We start from the raw sequence: 14015 nt of genomic DNA, 5'->3' as shown, positions 1-14015 counted from the left end.
ATGATTAGCGTAGGTTTTTCCAGGAGGAACGCATGAATATCATCGCCATCATGGGGCCGCACGGGGTTTTTTATAAAGACGAGCCCATCAAGGAGCTTGAGCGTGCGTTGCAATCACAGGGATTTCAGATTATCTGGCCACAGAACAGCGTCGACCTGCTGAAATTCATCGAACACAACCCGCGCATCTGCGGGGTAATTTTTGACTGGGATGAGTACAGTCTCGATCTGTGCAGCGATATTAATCAACTCAACGAGTACTTACCGCTGTATGCGTTTATCAACACACATTCGACAATGGATGTCAGCGTTCACGATATGCGCATGGCGTTATGGTTTTTTGAGTATGCGTTGGGGCAGGCAGAAGATATCGCGACGCGCATTCGCCAGTACACCGACGAGTACCTCGACAATATCACGCCGCCTTTTACCAGGGCGCTGTTCACCTATGTGAAAGAGGGGAAATACACCTTCTGTACACCGGGACACATGGCCGGAACGGCCTATCAAAAAAGTCCAGTTGGCTGCTTATTCTATGATTTTTTCGGTGGCAACACGCTGAAAGCAGATGTGTCGATTTCAGTCACCGAGCTGGGATCGTTACTCGACCACACCGGACCGCATCTGGAGGCCGAAGAGTATATCGCGCGAACCTTCGGCGCAGAGCAGAGCTATATGGTGACTAACGGCACCTCCACCTCAAACAAAATTGTGGGGATGTATGCCGCGCCGACCGGCAGTACACTGTTGATTGACCGCAACTGCCACAAGTCGCTGGCGCATTTGTTAATGATGAGCGACGTCGTTCCGATCTGGCTGAAACCGACACGTAATGCGCTCGGCATTCTGGGCGGCATTCCTAAGCGCGAATTCACGCGTGAGAGTATTGCGTGCAAGGTTGCCGCCACGGCGCAGGCGCAGTGGCCGGTTCATGCCGTGATCACCAACTCAACCTATGATGGTCTGTTGTATAACACCAACTGGATCAAGCAGACGCTGGACGTTCCTTCAATCCACTTCGATTCCGCCTGGGTGCCCTATACCCACTTTCATCCCATTTATCAGGGTAAGAGCGGGATGAGCGGTGAACGGGTACCTGGCAAGGTGATCTTCGAAACGCAATCCACCCATAAAATGCTGGCGGCATTATCGCAGGCGTCGCTTATTCATATTAAAGGGGACTATGACGAAGAAACCTTTAACGAAGCCTTTATGATGCACACCTCCACCTCACCGAGCTATCCCATTGTCGCCTCCATCGAGACGGCGGCGGCGATGCTGCGGGGAAATTCCGGCAGGCGTTTGATCAACCGCTCAGTGGAACGCGCACTGCATTTTCGCAAAGAGGTACAGCGGTTGCGTGAGGAGTCTGACGGTTGGTTCTTTGATATCTGGCAGCCAGAAGAGGTTGATGAAGCGGAATGCTGGCCGGTGGCGCCAGGTGAAGACTGGCACGGATTTACCGATGCCGACCACGACCATATGTTCCTCGACCCGGTAAAAGTGACTATCCTGACTCCCGGTATGGATGAGCAGGGGAAGATGAGTGACGAAGGGATCCCCGCCGCGCTGGTGGCAAAATTCCTCGATGAGCGCGGCGTAGTGGTGGAGAAAACCGGCCCGTACAACCTGCTGTTTCTCTTTAGTATAGGGATTGATAAAACCCGGGCGATGGGGCTGTTGCGTGGCCTGACCGAATTTAAACGCTCTTACGATCTCAATTTGCGCGTGAAGAATATGCTGCCGGATCTGTATGCGGAAGATCCTGATTTTTATCGCAACATGCGTATCCAGGATCTGGCGCAAGGGATCCATAAGCTCATCCGTCAGCACGATCTTTCCGGCCTGATGCTGCGTGCGTTTGATACGCTGCCGGAAATGATCATGACGCCGCATCAGGCCTGGCAACGGCAGATCAAAGGCGAAGTCGAAACCGTGGCACTCGATCAACTGGTGGGACGCGTGTCGGTGAATATGATCCTGCCGTATCCCCCCGGCGTTCCGCTGCTGATGCCAGGGGAAATGATCACCGAGCAGAGCCGCGCAGTGCTCGATTTCCTGTTGATGCTCTGTTCCGTTGGCCACCACTATCCAGGCTTTGAAACGGATATTCACGGGGCGAAGCAGGACGACGATGGCGTATACCACGTACGAGTCTTAAAAACAGCATGACGACTTGCCTTCAGCGCCCTCTGGCGGGTAACGTGCTGATGATAAATAAAGGAGATGAAGACACTATGCTGGGATTAAAACAGGTTCACCACATTGCGATCATTGCGACAGACTATGCCGCGAGTAAGTCCTTCTATTGCGATATTCTGGGGTTCACGCTGATGAGCGAAGCCTATCGCGCAGAACGAGATTCCTGGAAGGGCGATCTGGCGTTGAACGGGCAGTATGTGATTGAACTTTTTTCTTTCCCTTTTCCACCGGCGCGTCCTGGTCACCCGGAAGCCTGCGGTCTGCGCCATCTGGCGTTCAGCGTGGATGACCTGGATAACGCGGTGGCGCATCTGGAGGCGAATCACGTAAATTGCGAAGCTATCCGCATTGATCCCTTTACCAACAAGCGCTTCACCTTTTTTAAAGACCCGGATGGCTTGCCGCTGGAGTTGTATGAACAGTAGGGCTTGTTATTGTCTCGATTGCCCGGTAACGTGCCGGGCAATGACACTGTAAATAACCGCTATGACCTCACTCACGTTGAACACCTCGCTTATCACCTCTCGACAGATATTGATCGCTTTTAGCGGTGGTCTGGACTCTACCGTGCTCCTGCACCAGCTGGTGCAATGGCGGGCACAGCAACCGACTCTCTCTCTTCGTGCGATTCACATCCATCATGGGCTAAGCCCCCATGCCGATGAGTGGGCGGCGCATTGTGAAGCTGTCTGTACGCAATGGCAGGTGCCGCTGGTGGTGGAACGGGTAACGCTGGCGGACGCGGGGCTGGGAATTGAAGCGCACGCCCGCCAGGCGCGGTATCAGGCGTTCGCCGACGCGTTGTTGCCCGGCGAGGTGCTGGTGACGGCCCAGCATCTTGACGATCAGTGTGAAACCTTTTTGTTGGCGCTCAAACGCGGCAGCGGACCGGCGGGACTTTCGGCAATGGGGGAGCGTTCTGCGTTTGCCGGCACGCAGCTCATTCGTCCGCTGCTGACGCAAAGTCGTGCAGCGCTGGAACAATGGGCAAGGCGATATCAGCTTTGCTGGATTGAAGATGAAAGCAATCAGGATGACGCCTACGATCGCAACTTCTTGCGTTTGCAGGTTCTGCCGCTCCTGCAACAGCGCTGGCCACATTTTGCCGATGCTACGGCGCGTAGCGCCGCGCTGTGCGCCGAGCAGGAGCACCTGCTGGATGAACTGCTTGCTGATGAGTTATCAGATTACACTACGGTAGAGGGCACGCTGGCGCTGACCCCGCTTATGACGATGAGTCGTGTCCGGCGTGCAGCGCTACTTCGTCGCTGGTTGGCTGCACAACATGCGCCGATGCCTTCACGCGACGCGCTGGAACGTCTCTGGCAAGAGGTGGCGCTGGCGCGTGAAGATGCTTCACCGTGCCTGCGTTTCGGCGACTATGAAGTGCGGCGTTATCAGGGGCAATTGTGGTGGATTAAATCGGTTGCCGGGCAAAGTGAAACGGTAATGGTATGGACCGACTGGCAAGCGCCGCTATCCCTGCCAGCCGGATGTGGGGTGTTGCGACTCATTGCCGGTGGTGAGTTGCGAAAACCGCGTGCTGACGAGGCTGTTAGCATACGTTTTAAAGCGCCAGGCGTGCTGCATATTGTAGGTCGCAACGGTGGGCGGAAGCTGAAGAAAATATGGCAGGAGTTGGGCGTCCCGCCCTGGCGACGCGATACCACGCCACTGCTGTTTTACGGCGATACGCTCATTGCCGCTGCGGGTGTTTTTGTTACGCATGAAGGACTGGCTGAAGGCGAGGAAGGCATGAGTCTGATTTTGCATGCCTGATGGGGCTACGCTTATCAGGCCTGGATTTGTTATGGAGAATAGGCCGGATAAGGTGCTTGCACCGCCATCCGGCAAAACTCATTCAGGATTCGCTAACCACCACGGTACCGATTTCCGGATGACTGAAGCTGACAATTTTATCGAGACGAAGCTCGCGCGTTTCACCCGCAACCTCGGTGATCAGATATTCCACGTTTTTTCGCGAAATCAGATCGTTGGCTTTCGCCTGCAAAACTTCGCCATCTTTCAGTTCCAGCGTCAGTAATAAATGATGCTGGCAGGCGAGCTCGAGGTTGTCGTAGTCATCACAATTGATGGGTTGGTATGTATCATTCATTGACATAATCGCTCACCAGTAAGTTCGCCGCAGCCCAGGCTGCCTTTTCCCTGACCGACTCTGAAAGGGCACTGTCTGCCGCAATTTCATTAAGCACCTTCAATACGCAACCCAGCGCATCCGGGATATACCCTAAGTCTCCGCTGGCGATTTCCGCATACCGCTTGCGTATTAACTCACAATATTTTTCCACATGCCCTCCTGTCAGCATTCTGACTTAACCGTGGATGCAAGTCTAAGCCTACGAAGATAAACTCTGTTTAGCAAGGTGACTATACCACAGCCATTGACGCAATATCAGCGCCTTGATTGCTGATCCGCTGACAGCCTTTTCGCTCCATTTTCGCTACAATGGCAGCCTGATTCGAAAGGAGTTTTTTCATGGCGCTTAAAGCGACAATTTATAAAGCCGTCGTTAACGTGGCGGACCTTGACCGCAACCAGTTTCTTGACGCGGCGTTGACGCTGGCGCGTCACCCCTCTGAAACCCAGGAACGCATGATGCTGCGCCTGCTGGCGTGGATTAAATATGCGGATGAGCGTCTCCAGTTTACGCGTGGTTTAAGCGCAGAGGATGAGCCTGAAGCGTGGCTGCGTAACGATCATCTGGGGATCGACTTGTGGGTCGAACTGGGATTACCGGATGAACGTCGTATTAAGAAGGCATGTACACAGGCTGCTGACGTGGCGCTATTTGCCTATAACAGCCGGGCGGCGCAGATCTGGTGGCAGCAAAATCAGAGTAAATGCGTGCAGTTTTCAAACCTCACGGTCTGGTATCTGGATGATGAACAACTGGCCCAGCTCAGCGCCTTTGCGAACCGTACCATGACGCTACAGGCAACGATTCAGGATGGTGCGATCTGGCTGTCTGATTCTCAGAATAATCTGGAAATTCATTTGACGCCGTGGCATCAGTCTGCATGATCATCATTTCCCGTACGGTCTCGATCCCTGACGATGAGCTGGAGATCACCGCCATTCGCGCTCAGGGCGCAGGAGGGCAGCACGTCAATAAAACCTCAACGGCGATACACTTGCGTTTTGACATTCGGGCCTCCAGCCTGCCAGAGTATTATAAGGAGCGTCTGCTTGCCGCCAGCCATCATCTGATTACGGCTGATGGCGTGATGATTATTAAGGCGCAGGAGTACCGCAATCAGGAATTCAACCGGGAAGCGGCACTTGCCAGACTGGTGGCGGTAATAAAAGAACTTACTGCAGAACAAAAAAGCCGACGTGCCACCCGACCGACACGGGCATCGAAAGAACGAAGATTAAATTCGAAGGCGCAGAAATCCTCAGTAAAAGCCCTTCGCGGTAAAGTCCGTCGTGATGACTGACGGGCAGGATTAAAAGGTGATAGGGAGTCAGGGTGAAAAAAATACTACTTTCAGCGATGGCGGCGTTTACGCTTTTCGCATTGATTGGCTGTAATAACCGTTCAGAGGTTGATGTGATCCAGCCGACTCAGGTGGCAGAATTAAAACCGATGCAGCAAAGCTGGCGGGGCATTCTGCCTTGCGCCGACTGCGAGGGAATTGAGACCTCACTGTTTCTGGAGAAAGATGGCACATGGGTAATGAACGAACGCTATCAGGGTGTGCGTGAAGAGCCATCTTCTTTTGCTTCCTACGGCACCTGGGCGCGGACTGCAGATAAACTGGTGCTGACCGACAGTCAGGGCGAGAAATCTTACTATCGTGCGAAAGGCGACGCGCTGGAAATGCTGGATCGGGAGGGGAATCCTATCGAGTCTCAGCTCAACTATACCCTTGCACCAGTGAAATCGAGCTTACCGGTAACGCCGATGGCGATGCGTGGTATGTATTTCTATATGGCGGATGCGGCGACGTTTACCGACTGCGCAACCGGAAAGCAGGTTTCCGTTGCCAGTAACGCTGAGCTGGAGCGCGGTTATCTTGCAGCGCGTGGCGCCAGTGAGAAACCGGTGCTGTTGTCCGTCGAAGGGCATTTCACACTGGAGGCGAATCCGGATACCCATGAGCCGGTGAAAACGCTAATGGCTGACAAAGACATTAAATTTATCCCGGGTAAAAGCTGCACCGACTGAGTGATGGCTGAGCGAAAGCTGTCCGGGGGACCGGACAGTTTTCGTCTTACCCGCTGTTTTACGCTTGTGTGTCGCGCTTAACGCGTCAGTCCGACAAAACGTCCCGTCTTGATATAAATCCCCAACTTCAAATGGCCGACATAGCGTAGCTGGGTTTCTGGCTTAAAGGCGGCAACGTCGCCTTCCCGCATGTGCATCAGGTCGGCAGGACTGATCCAGCCCGACTGTGCCAGAGTGAGTGGACGCCCCGCTTTGGTAAACGCATCAGTGACGAATTCAGAGCAAAACCACGCCGTTTTCTCTTCCTCGCGGGCATCACTCAACTGCGCTTTCGCCAGTCCGCTGACGCACTGTTGCCGGAAATCCGCAGAGAAGGGGTTCAGCGAACACATCTGGCGGGTCACCATAAACGGAATGAATTCCACGATACCGCGATAGTTGTAGCCGCTGTTTTTGATTTTATGGGCGAAGGTTTTGATCTCTGCGGCTTGTTGCGGGGTCAGTTCAGGAACTCTCAGGGCAAAAAGCTTATCGCTATGCTTCATCGCCTGTTCGAGTGAAACGATTTGCACGCCAGCTCCGGTGGCTTCTGCGACTTCATTACCGCCCAGATAGACGGCAACGTGGCTTACGGAAGCGTTGCTGAACGCGCGGATGCCTAATGAGGTCACCCCAAGGCTGGAGGAGAACAAGAGATCGCCAGGCTTAAGGTCGGCATCGGTAATTTCGACGAGTACTTTATTCGTAAATGAGCTCTGGCGCTGGAATGTAACCGCCCATTTTTTGGATTGTGCATCAATGGCGGCGGCGGATTTATTCGGCGGGCTGACGTCAACGGTACAGGCCGAAAGCAAAAGAAGGCAAGGGAGGAACAGGCGATAATACGCCGTGGGTTTCACCATTTTATACAATCCATGTAAAAAAGAGGCCCTGAAAATCAGAGCCTCTTATGATGACATCAGCCTTTAATTTGTTTAACCAGATAGTTGACGATGTCGCCGGTTTTTATCAGCTGCTTCTCGCCATTGCGACGGTATTTGTATTCAATATCGTCGTTGTCGAGGTTACGGTCGCCCAGCACAATAGTGTGTGGAATACCGATCAGTTCCATATCCGCGAACATCACACCAGGACGCTCTTTACGGTCATCCATCAGCACTTCGATGCCTTGCGCACGCAGTTCGGCATACAGTTTTTCCGCCAGTTCCTGCACACGATAGGACTTGTGCATGTTCATCGGCAGAATCGCTACCTGGAACGGTGCGATGGCGTCAGGCCAGACGATCCCGCGTTCGTCGAAATTCTGCTCAATAGCCGCTGCCACCACACGCGTGACCCCGATACCGTAACAGCCCATGGTCAGGATCTGATTGCGGCCATCTTCGCCCTGAACGGCGGCTTTCATCGCTTCGGAATACTTGGTGCCCAACTGGAAGATATGACCGACTTCGATCCCGCGTTTAATCAGCAATGTGCCTTTTCCATCCGGGCTTGGATCGCCAGCAACAACGTTACGAATGTCAGCCACTTCTGGCGTCGCAACGTCGCGGTCCCAGTTGATACCGAAGTAGTGTTTACCATCGATATTCGCGCCTGCAGCGAAATCACTCATTACCGCAACGGTACGGTCAATAATTACCGGCACCGGCAGGTTTACCGGCCCCAAAGAACCCGGGCCGGCATTCACCAGCGCGCGGATCTCTTCTTCGCTCGCGAACGTCAATGGGCTGGCAACCTGCGGCAGTTTTTCCGCTTTAACTTCGTTAAGCTCGTGATCGCCGCGAACCAGCAGGGCGATTAGCGGAGACTTGCTGTCTTCCACGGCTTTCACCAGCAGCGTTTTGACGGTTTTCTCGATCGGCAGATTGAACTGTTCGACCAGCTCGGCGATGGTTTTTGCGTTTGGCGTATCAACCAGCGTCATTTCTTGCGTTGCCGCAGCGCGTGGCGTTTTTGGCGCAACGGCTTCAGCAAATTCAATGTTGGCCGCGTAGTCAGAGGAATCAGAGAAGATCACATCGTCTTCGCCGCTCTGCGCCAGGACCTGGAATTCGTGCGAGGCGCTGCCGCCGATAGAACCGGTGTCAGCCTGTACTGCGCGGAAATCCAGCCCCATGCGGCTGAAGATCTTGCTATAAGCCGCGTACATCGCGTCGTAGGTTTCCTGCAGCGATTCCTGAGAGGTATGGAAAGAGTAAGCGTCTTTCATCAGGAATTCACGGGAGCGCATCACGCCGAAACGCGGACGGACTTCGTCACGGAATTTAGTCTGGATCTGGTAGAAGTTTAGTGGCAATTGCTTGTAAGAGCTGAGCTCGTTACGAATCAGATCGGTGATCACTTCTTCGTGCGTTGGGCCGAGTACGAACGGACGCTCGCCACGGTCAACAAAACGCAGCAGCTCCGGACCATACTGTTCCCAACGACCACTCTCTTGCCACAGGTCAGCAGGCTGAACGACTGGCATAGACACCTCGATCGCACCGGCGTTGTTCATCTCTTCACGCACGATGTTCTCGACTTTTTTCAGGACGCGCACGCCGGTCGGCAGCCAGGTGTATAACCCGGAGGCCAGCTTGCGGATCATCCCGGCGCGCAGCATCAGCTGATGGCTGATCACCTCGGCGTCGGCAGGTGTCTCCTTGAGAGTGGAGAGCAGATATTGGCTAGTACGCATGTTGTTACGGTTCCAGTTGAACGATCGAACAGGCTCAATGTGAGCCTGACACAAAAAAAAGTAACTCAGTTTACCAGCGAGAAGGGGATGTCAAAAGAGAAGGGCGTGAAATTAGCGGGGTTCTAGCGCAAAGACTTCAAAACCCGTCTCGGTTATGCGCCAGCGCACGTTGAAATCATGCAGCCAGACAGCATACGTTTTGCCTGTCTCTTCCCCTTTCCGATAGGCAGGGCGCGGATCCTGCGCCAGCACATCGCGAATAAACGTTCTTAGCAGGGGATAACGTTTTTCCAGCGCGGGAAACTGTTGCTCAATCTCGTCGGTAAAACTCACCCGCATTTCAGCCTGAGGGGCCTGTTGCGCGTAGCTGGCAGTCGCATCCGGTAGCGATTCCGCGAACGGCAGATAGGGCTTAATGTCAATGACCGGCGTACCGTCGACCAGATCCAGACTACCCAGTTGCAGAATGATCTGATCTTTCTGACAGACAATGCCTTTCAGTTCAACCAGCGACATCCCCACCGGATTGGGGCGAAACGTTGAGCGCGTGGCGAATACGCCCATCCGCGCGTTACCGCCAAGCCGAGGCGGGCGCACAGTTGGGCGCCATCCCCCTTCCATCGTCTGATGGAAAACAAAGATCACCCATAAATGGCTGAATGCATCAAGACCGCGTACCGCATCGGCCTGATTATAAGGAGGCAACAGGTGCAGTTCGCCGTTAACACTGTTTACCAGCCCTGGCTGGCGGGGAACGGCGAACTTCTCTTTGTAAGGCGAGCGAATGACACCGATTTGCTCAAACTGAAAATGACTCATTTAGCCGAGATATTGAGCGCAGAACCAATGCAGACAGCCTGACGATAACAGCCCGGCGTCCCGCTGGTAACTTCACAACTATGCAGTAACACAGCATTGGCTTTCATTTTCGACGCATTAATCTGCATGCGTTTACGTGCTGTCGGGATGTTCGGCGGAGAGTCCTGGTTAGAGGCCTGGCAAGATTCACCCGTCACCTCACCGAGATCGCGGAACGGCTTGCCGACCAGATCTTCAGCATTGGTATAAATTCTGACGGGGACCGCGCGCGGCGCTTTCGGTTTTTCCGGCTCCGCTTTAGGCGGGGTTGCGGTGCTTTGAACGGGTTCAACAGGGGATCTGCTTAGCATGGAACAGCCGCTCAGCATGAGTGCCAATAAACAGATCGGTAAAGCACGCATAATATTTCCTCAATGAATGATCTAACTGTCACATATTGAATCAGGAGCTTGCATAAATGACAAGACGGGCAAACGCCCGTCCTGAATGATATTACAGATTGTGAAAAGCGCCTAAAAATTACCAGCCCTTAACAGCACCACCGTTGAAGACTTTATTGGCGGCTTCATAAACTTCGTCAGACTGATAAGCCTGGACGAATTTTTTCACGTTCTCCGCGTCTTTGTTATCTTCACGGGTCACGATCAGGTTGACGTACGGGGAATCTTTATCTTCAACGAAGATACCGTCTTTCGCCGGAGTCAGGTTGATCTGGCTGGCATAGGTAGTGTTAATCACCGCCAGGGCAATCTGCGCATCGTCAAGAGAGCGCGGCAGTTGCGGGGCTTCCAGTTCGACAATTTTCAGATTTTTCGGGTTCTCAACGATATCCAGTGAGGTCGGCAGCAGACCCACGCCATCTTTCAGTTTGATCAGACCGACCTTTTGCAGCAACAGCAGGGAACGGCCCAGGTTGGTCGGATCGTTCGGAACCGCTACCTGTGCGCCATCCTGAAGCTCATCCAGAGATTTGATTTTTTTGGAGTAGCCAGCAATCGGATAAACGAAGGTATTGCCTGCGGCAACCAGCTTATATCCACGATCTTTTATCTGCTGATCCAGATACGGTTTGTGCTGGAAGGCGTTGGCATCGATATCGCCTTTGCTTAACGCTTCGTTCGGCAGAACGTAGTCATTGAAGGTCACCAGCTCAACGTCCAGACCGTATTTTTCTTTCGCAACTTTTTGTGCGACTTCAGCCACCTGCTGTTCTGCACCGACAATCACGCCGACTTTGATGTGGTTTGGATCTTTTTCTTCCTGACCGCAACCCACGAGTGCCAGAGAACCAATCAGGGCGCCGACTGCCGCAATGGTTTTGAATTTGAACGCCATGCTTATTTCCTTAATGTGATAATTGTGTTTTGTAGAACGTTACTTGTGCGTCACAGTCCGGACGATACGATCGCCCGCGAACTGAATTAAATAAACCAGAACAACGAGTAATACCAGTACCGTATTCATAACAGTAGCATTGTATCCAATATAACCGTACTGATAGCCGATCTGTCCAAGACCGCCGGCACCCACGGCGCCGCCCATGGCGGAATAGCCGACCAGGGTAATCAAGGTAATTGTCGCGGCGTTCACCAGCCCTGGCAGGGCTTCCGGCAGCAGCACTTTGCGGACAATCTGCAACGGCGTGGCGCCCATTGCGCGCGAGGCTTCAATCAGGCCAGTCGGGATTTCCAGCAGGGCGTTTTCCACCATACGGGCGATAAACGGCGCAGCGCCAACGGTAAGCGGGACAATTGCGGCCTGCAAACCGATTGATGTCCCAACAATCACACGAGTGAACGGAATCATCCATACCAGCAGAATAATGAACGGAATCGAACGGAAGATGTTCACGACCGCAGACAGCGTGCGATAGAGCTTCGCGTTCTCAATGATTTGCCCGGGCCGCGTCACGTACAGCAGCACGCCAACAGGCAGACCAATCACAAAACCAAAGAAACCCGATACGAAGGTCATCGCCAGCGTTTCCCAGACGCCACGAACCAGCAGCCACATCATCGGCTCAGACATAACCCAGTACCTCTACTTTTACATGGTGTTCCTGCAGCCAGGCGATCGCGGCTTGCGTTTCTTCTTGTGTGCCGTGCATTTCAGTCAGCATGATGCCGAACTTCACGCCGCCGGCGTAATCCATTTGCGCGCTGATAATGTTGTTATTTACGTTAAAGCGACGTGCCGTTTCGGAAAGCAGAGGCGCATCCACCGACTGACCGGTAAACTCCATGCGCAACATTGGGACGCTGTCAGCTGTCGACTCCGCTTTGAGACGTGCCAGATAATCTTCCGGAATATCCAGGTGCAGCGTTGACTGAATAAACTTCTGTGCCAGGGGCGTTTTCGGATGAGAAAACACTTCGCTCACGGTATCTTGCTCAATCAGTTCACCGTTGCTGATAACGGCCACGCAGTCGCAGATTCGCTTAACCACGTCCATTTCGTGCGTGATCAACAGAATGGTCAGGCCAAGACGACGGTTAATGTCTTTCAGCAGTTCGAGAATCGAACGCGTCGTAGCAGGATCCAGCGCGCTGGTGGCTTCGTCGCACAGCAATACTTTCGGCTGGCTTGCCAACGCACGGGCGATGGCGACACGCTGCTTTTGGCCACCAGACAGGTTTGCGGGGTAACTGTCGTGCTTATCACCCAGGCCAACCAGATCGAGCAGTTCTGTTACGCGACGCTTAACCTCCTCTTTCGGAGTGTTGTCGAGTTCAAGCGGCAGAGCAACGTTACCAAACACGGTACGGGAAGCCAGCAGGTTAAAGTGCTGGAAAATCATGCCAATCTGACGACGCGCTTTGGTGAGCTCAGATTCAGACAGCGTTGTCAGTTCTTGTCCGCCGACCTGAACGCTCCCTTCAGTCGGACGCTCCAGCAGGTTTACACAGCGGATTAGCGTACTTTTACCCGCGCCTGAAGCGCCGATTACGCCATAAATTTGCCCGGCAGGGACATGCAGGCTAACGTTATTCAACGCCTGAATGGTATGGCTCCCCTGATGGAACACTTTGGTGATATTCGAAAGTTTAATCATTGATTATTTATTATCGTAATGAAGTTAGCCGTGGCATTTTCGTCTGCCTTATACGGTCAAAAACCGTCAACAAAATGGATGTTAAGGCATCCAGACGTCTAAATCAATCAGGGTTTCTACGATGAGCACTTTCTTGCCTGCCGAAACATGCGATACTAGCGCCACATGCCTTATTGAGGAGCTATAAAAAGGTGGCAAAGTCCGTACCCGCAATTTTTCTCGACCGTGATGGCACAATTAATGTTGATCACGGCTATGTACATGAAATCGACGAGTTCGAATTTATCGACGGCGTGATTGATGCTATGCGCGAGCTTAAAACCCTGGGCTATGCGCTGGTGGTGGTCACCAACCAGTCAGGGATTGCGCGCGGTAAATTTACCGAAGCTCAATTTGAGACATTAACAGAGTGGATGGACTGGTCACTGGCCGATCGCGATGTCGACCTTGACGGTATCTATTACTGTCCACACCACCCGCAAGGCAGTGTGGAAGAGTACCGCCAGGTGTGTGATTGCCGTAAGCCGCATCCAGGTATGCTGATCTCGGCTCGCGATTTTTTGCACATTGATATGGCGGCGTCTTATATGGTGGGCGACAAAGTAGAAGATATGCAGGCCGCTGCGGCGGCAGGGGTCGGGACAAAAGTGTTAGTGCGAACCGGAAAACCCATCACTGAAGAAGCAGAAAATGCGGCCGATTGGGTATTAAATAGCCTTGCTGATCTGCCATTGGCGATAAAAAAGCAGCAAAAATAAGCATTATGATTAAAAGGTGAGCGGTTGAGAAAAATCTGCTGATTTATGCTTGTCTTCCTGAGTCGACTCCCTATAATGCGCCTCCATCGACACGGCGGATGTGAATCACTTCACAGAAAAACGCCAGTGACGATGAAGAGAAAATTCTCCAAAAAGAGTTGACTCTGAAAGAGGAAAACGTAATATACGGGACCTCGCGACAGAGCGCTAAAGCGCGTCGCAACTGCTCTTTAACAATTTATCAGACAATCTGTGTGGGCACTCAAAGTGACATGGATTCTTAACGTCGCAAGACGAAAAATGAATACCAAGTCTCAA

General features: G+C 53.0%; 16 protein-coding genes. 7 read left to right on the top strand and 9 right to left on the bottom strand.

Annotated features, from left to right (window positions below; genetic code table 11):
• Nucleotides 1–32 precede the first annotated feature (32 nt).
• The 3 genes from ldcC (at nucleotide 33) to tilS (ending at nucleotide 3980) form a co-directional block, all read left to right on the top strand.
• Complete coding sequence (ldcC, locus tag KE671_RS09860; protein WP_206162809.1) at nucleotides 33–2171, top strand: lysine decarboxylase LdcC; 2139 nt, start codon at nucleotides 33–35, stop codon at nucleotides 2169–2171.
• Nucleotides 2172–2236: 65 nt separating this feature from the next.
• Nucleotides 2237–2626 carry a VOC family protein gene (locus KE671_RS09855; protein ID WP_206162808.1) on the top strand — a complete coding sequence of 130 codons (390 nt, stop codon included), beginning with the start codon at nucleotides 2237–2239 and terminating at the stop codon, nucleotides 2624–2626.
• Nucleotides 2627–2687: 61 nt separating this feature from the next.
• Nucleotides 2688–3980 carry a tRNA lysidine(34) synthetase TilS gene (gene tilS / locus KE671_RS09850; protein ID WP_206162807.1) on the top strand — a complete coding sequence of 431 codons (1293 nt, stop codon included), beginning with the start codon at nucleotides 2688–2690 and terminating at the stop codon, nucleotides 3978–3980.
• 82 nt (nucleotides 3981–4062) lie between these two features.
• Here the strand turns inward: tilS and rof are convergent, their stop codons facing one another.
• Both rof and KE671_RS09840 read right to left on the bottom strand, forming a co-directional pair.
• Entirely contained in the window at nucleotides 4063–4323 is a 261-nt protein-coding gene (gene rof / locus KE671_RS09845) for a Rho-binding antiterminator (protein ID WP_206162806.1), read from the bottom strand.
• Nucleotides 4310–4510, bottom strand: coding sequence for a YaeP family protein (locus KE671_RS09840; RefSeq protein ID WP_206162805.1), 201 nt, complete (start codon nucleotides 4508–4510; stop codon nucleotides 4310–4312). Before KE671_RS09840 ends, rof begins: the two co-directional genes overlap by 14 nt.
• A 188-nt stretch (nucleotides 4511–4698) precedes the next feature.
• Here KE671_RS09840 and KE671_RS09835 point away from each other — a divergent pair, with 188 nt between their 5' ends.
• Genes KE671_RS09835 through nlpE form a run of 3 tightly spaced genes read left to right on the top strand, consistent with a single transcriptional unit; the run spans nucleotide 4699 to nucleotide 6391 of the window.
• The gene (locus tag KE671_RS09835; protein ID WP_206162804.1) at nucleotides 4699–5244 is read left to right on the top strand and encodes a YaeQ family protein; all 546 of its coding nucleotides are present in this window, start codon (nucleotides 4699–4701) and stop codon (nucleotides 5242–5244) included.
• Entirely contained in the window at nucleotides 5241–5660 is a 420-nt protein-coding gene (gene arfB, locus KE671_RS09830; protein WP_206162803.1) for an alternative ribosome rescue aminoacyl-tRNA hydrolase ArfB, read from the top strand. Before KE671_RS09835 ends, arfB begins: the two co-directional genes overlap by 4 nt.
• A gap of 32 nt (nucleotides 5661–5692) precedes the next feature.
• Nucleotides 5693–6391: an envelope stress response activation lipoprotein NlpE gene (nlpE, locus tag KE671_RS09825; RefSeq protein ID WP_206162802.1), complete on the top strand. Its 699-nt coding sequence runs from the start codon at nucleotides 5693–5695 to the stop codon at nucleotides 6389–6391.
• 77 nt (nucleotides 6392–6468) lie between these two features.
• On the opposite strand, the gene KE671_RS09820 is transcribed toward nlpE, so the two are convergent.
• From KE671_RS09820 to metN, 7 genes are all read right to left on the bottom strand, one after another.
• Nucleotides 6469–7293, bottom strand: coding sequence for a YaeF family permuted papain-like enzyme (locus KE671_RS09820; RefSeq protein WP_206162801.1), 825 nt, complete (start codon nucleotides 7291–7293; stop codon nucleotides 6469–6471).
• Nucleotides 7294–7349: 56 nt separating this feature from the next.
• A complete protein-coding gene (gene proS, locus KE671_RS09815; protein ID WP_206162800.1) occupies nucleotides 7350–9068 on the bottom strand; it encodes a proline--tRNA ligase in 1719 nt (572 codons plus the stop codon).
• Between the two features lie 111 nt (nucleotides 9069–9179).
• Nucleotides 9180–9887, bottom strand: a complete 708-nt coding sequence (gene tsaA, locus KE671_RS09810) for a tRNA (N6-threonylcarbamoyladenosine(37)-N6)-methyltransferase TrmO (protein ID WP_206162799.1) — start codon at nucleotides 9885–9887, stop codon at nucleotides 9180–9182.
• A complete protein-coding gene (gene rcsF / locus KE671_RS09805) occupies nucleotides 9884–10288 on the bottom strand; it encodes an Rcs stress response system protein RcsF (protein WP_042323642.1) in 405 nt (134 codons plus the stop codon). Before rcsF ends, tsaA begins: the two co-directional genes overlap by 4 nt.
• 118 nt (nucleotides 10289–10406) lie before the next feature.
• Nucleotides 10407–11222, bottom strand: a complete 816-nt coding sequence (gene metQ, locus KE671_RS09800) for a MetQ/NlpA family lipoprotein (protein WP_206162798.1) — start codon at nucleotides 11220–11222, stop codon at nucleotides 10407–10409.
• Between the two features lie 39 nt (nucleotides 11223–11261).
• Nucleotides 11262–11915: a methionine ABC transporter permease MetI gene (locus KE671_RS09795; RefSeq protein WP_042323638.1), complete on the bottom strand. Its 654-nt coding sequence runs from the start codon at nucleotides 11913–11915 to the stop codon at nucleotides 11262–11264.
• Nucleotides 11908–12939, bottom strand: a complete 1032-nt coding sequence (metN, locus tag KE671_RS09790; RefSeq protein WP_206162797.1) for a methionine ABC transporter ATP-binding protein MetN — start codon at nucleotides 12937–12939, stop codon at nucleotides 11908–11910. Before metN ends, KE671_RS09795 begins: the two co-directional genes overlap by 8 nt.
• Nucleotides 12940–13130: 191 nt before the next feature.
• On the opposite strand from metN, the gene gmhB reads away from it, so the two are divergent.
• Complete coding sequence (gmhB, locus tag KE671_RS09785) at nucleotides 13131–13697, top strand: D-glycero-beta-D-manno-heptose 1,7-bisphosphate 7-phosphatase (protein WP_206162796.1); 567 nt, start codon at nucleotides 13131–13133, stop codon at nucleotides 13695–13697.
• Nucleotides 13698–14015: the final 318 nt, after the last annotated feature.

This window comes from Citrobacter amalonaticus, from assembly GCF_018252635.1.
Classification (GTDB): Bacteria; Pseudomonadota; Gammaproteobacteria; order Enterobacterales; family Enterobacteriaceae; genus Citrobacter_A; species Citrobacter_A amalonaticus_E.
Note: the sequence above shows the minus strand (reverse complement) of the source record. Positions and strands in the feature narration are given on the sequence as shown.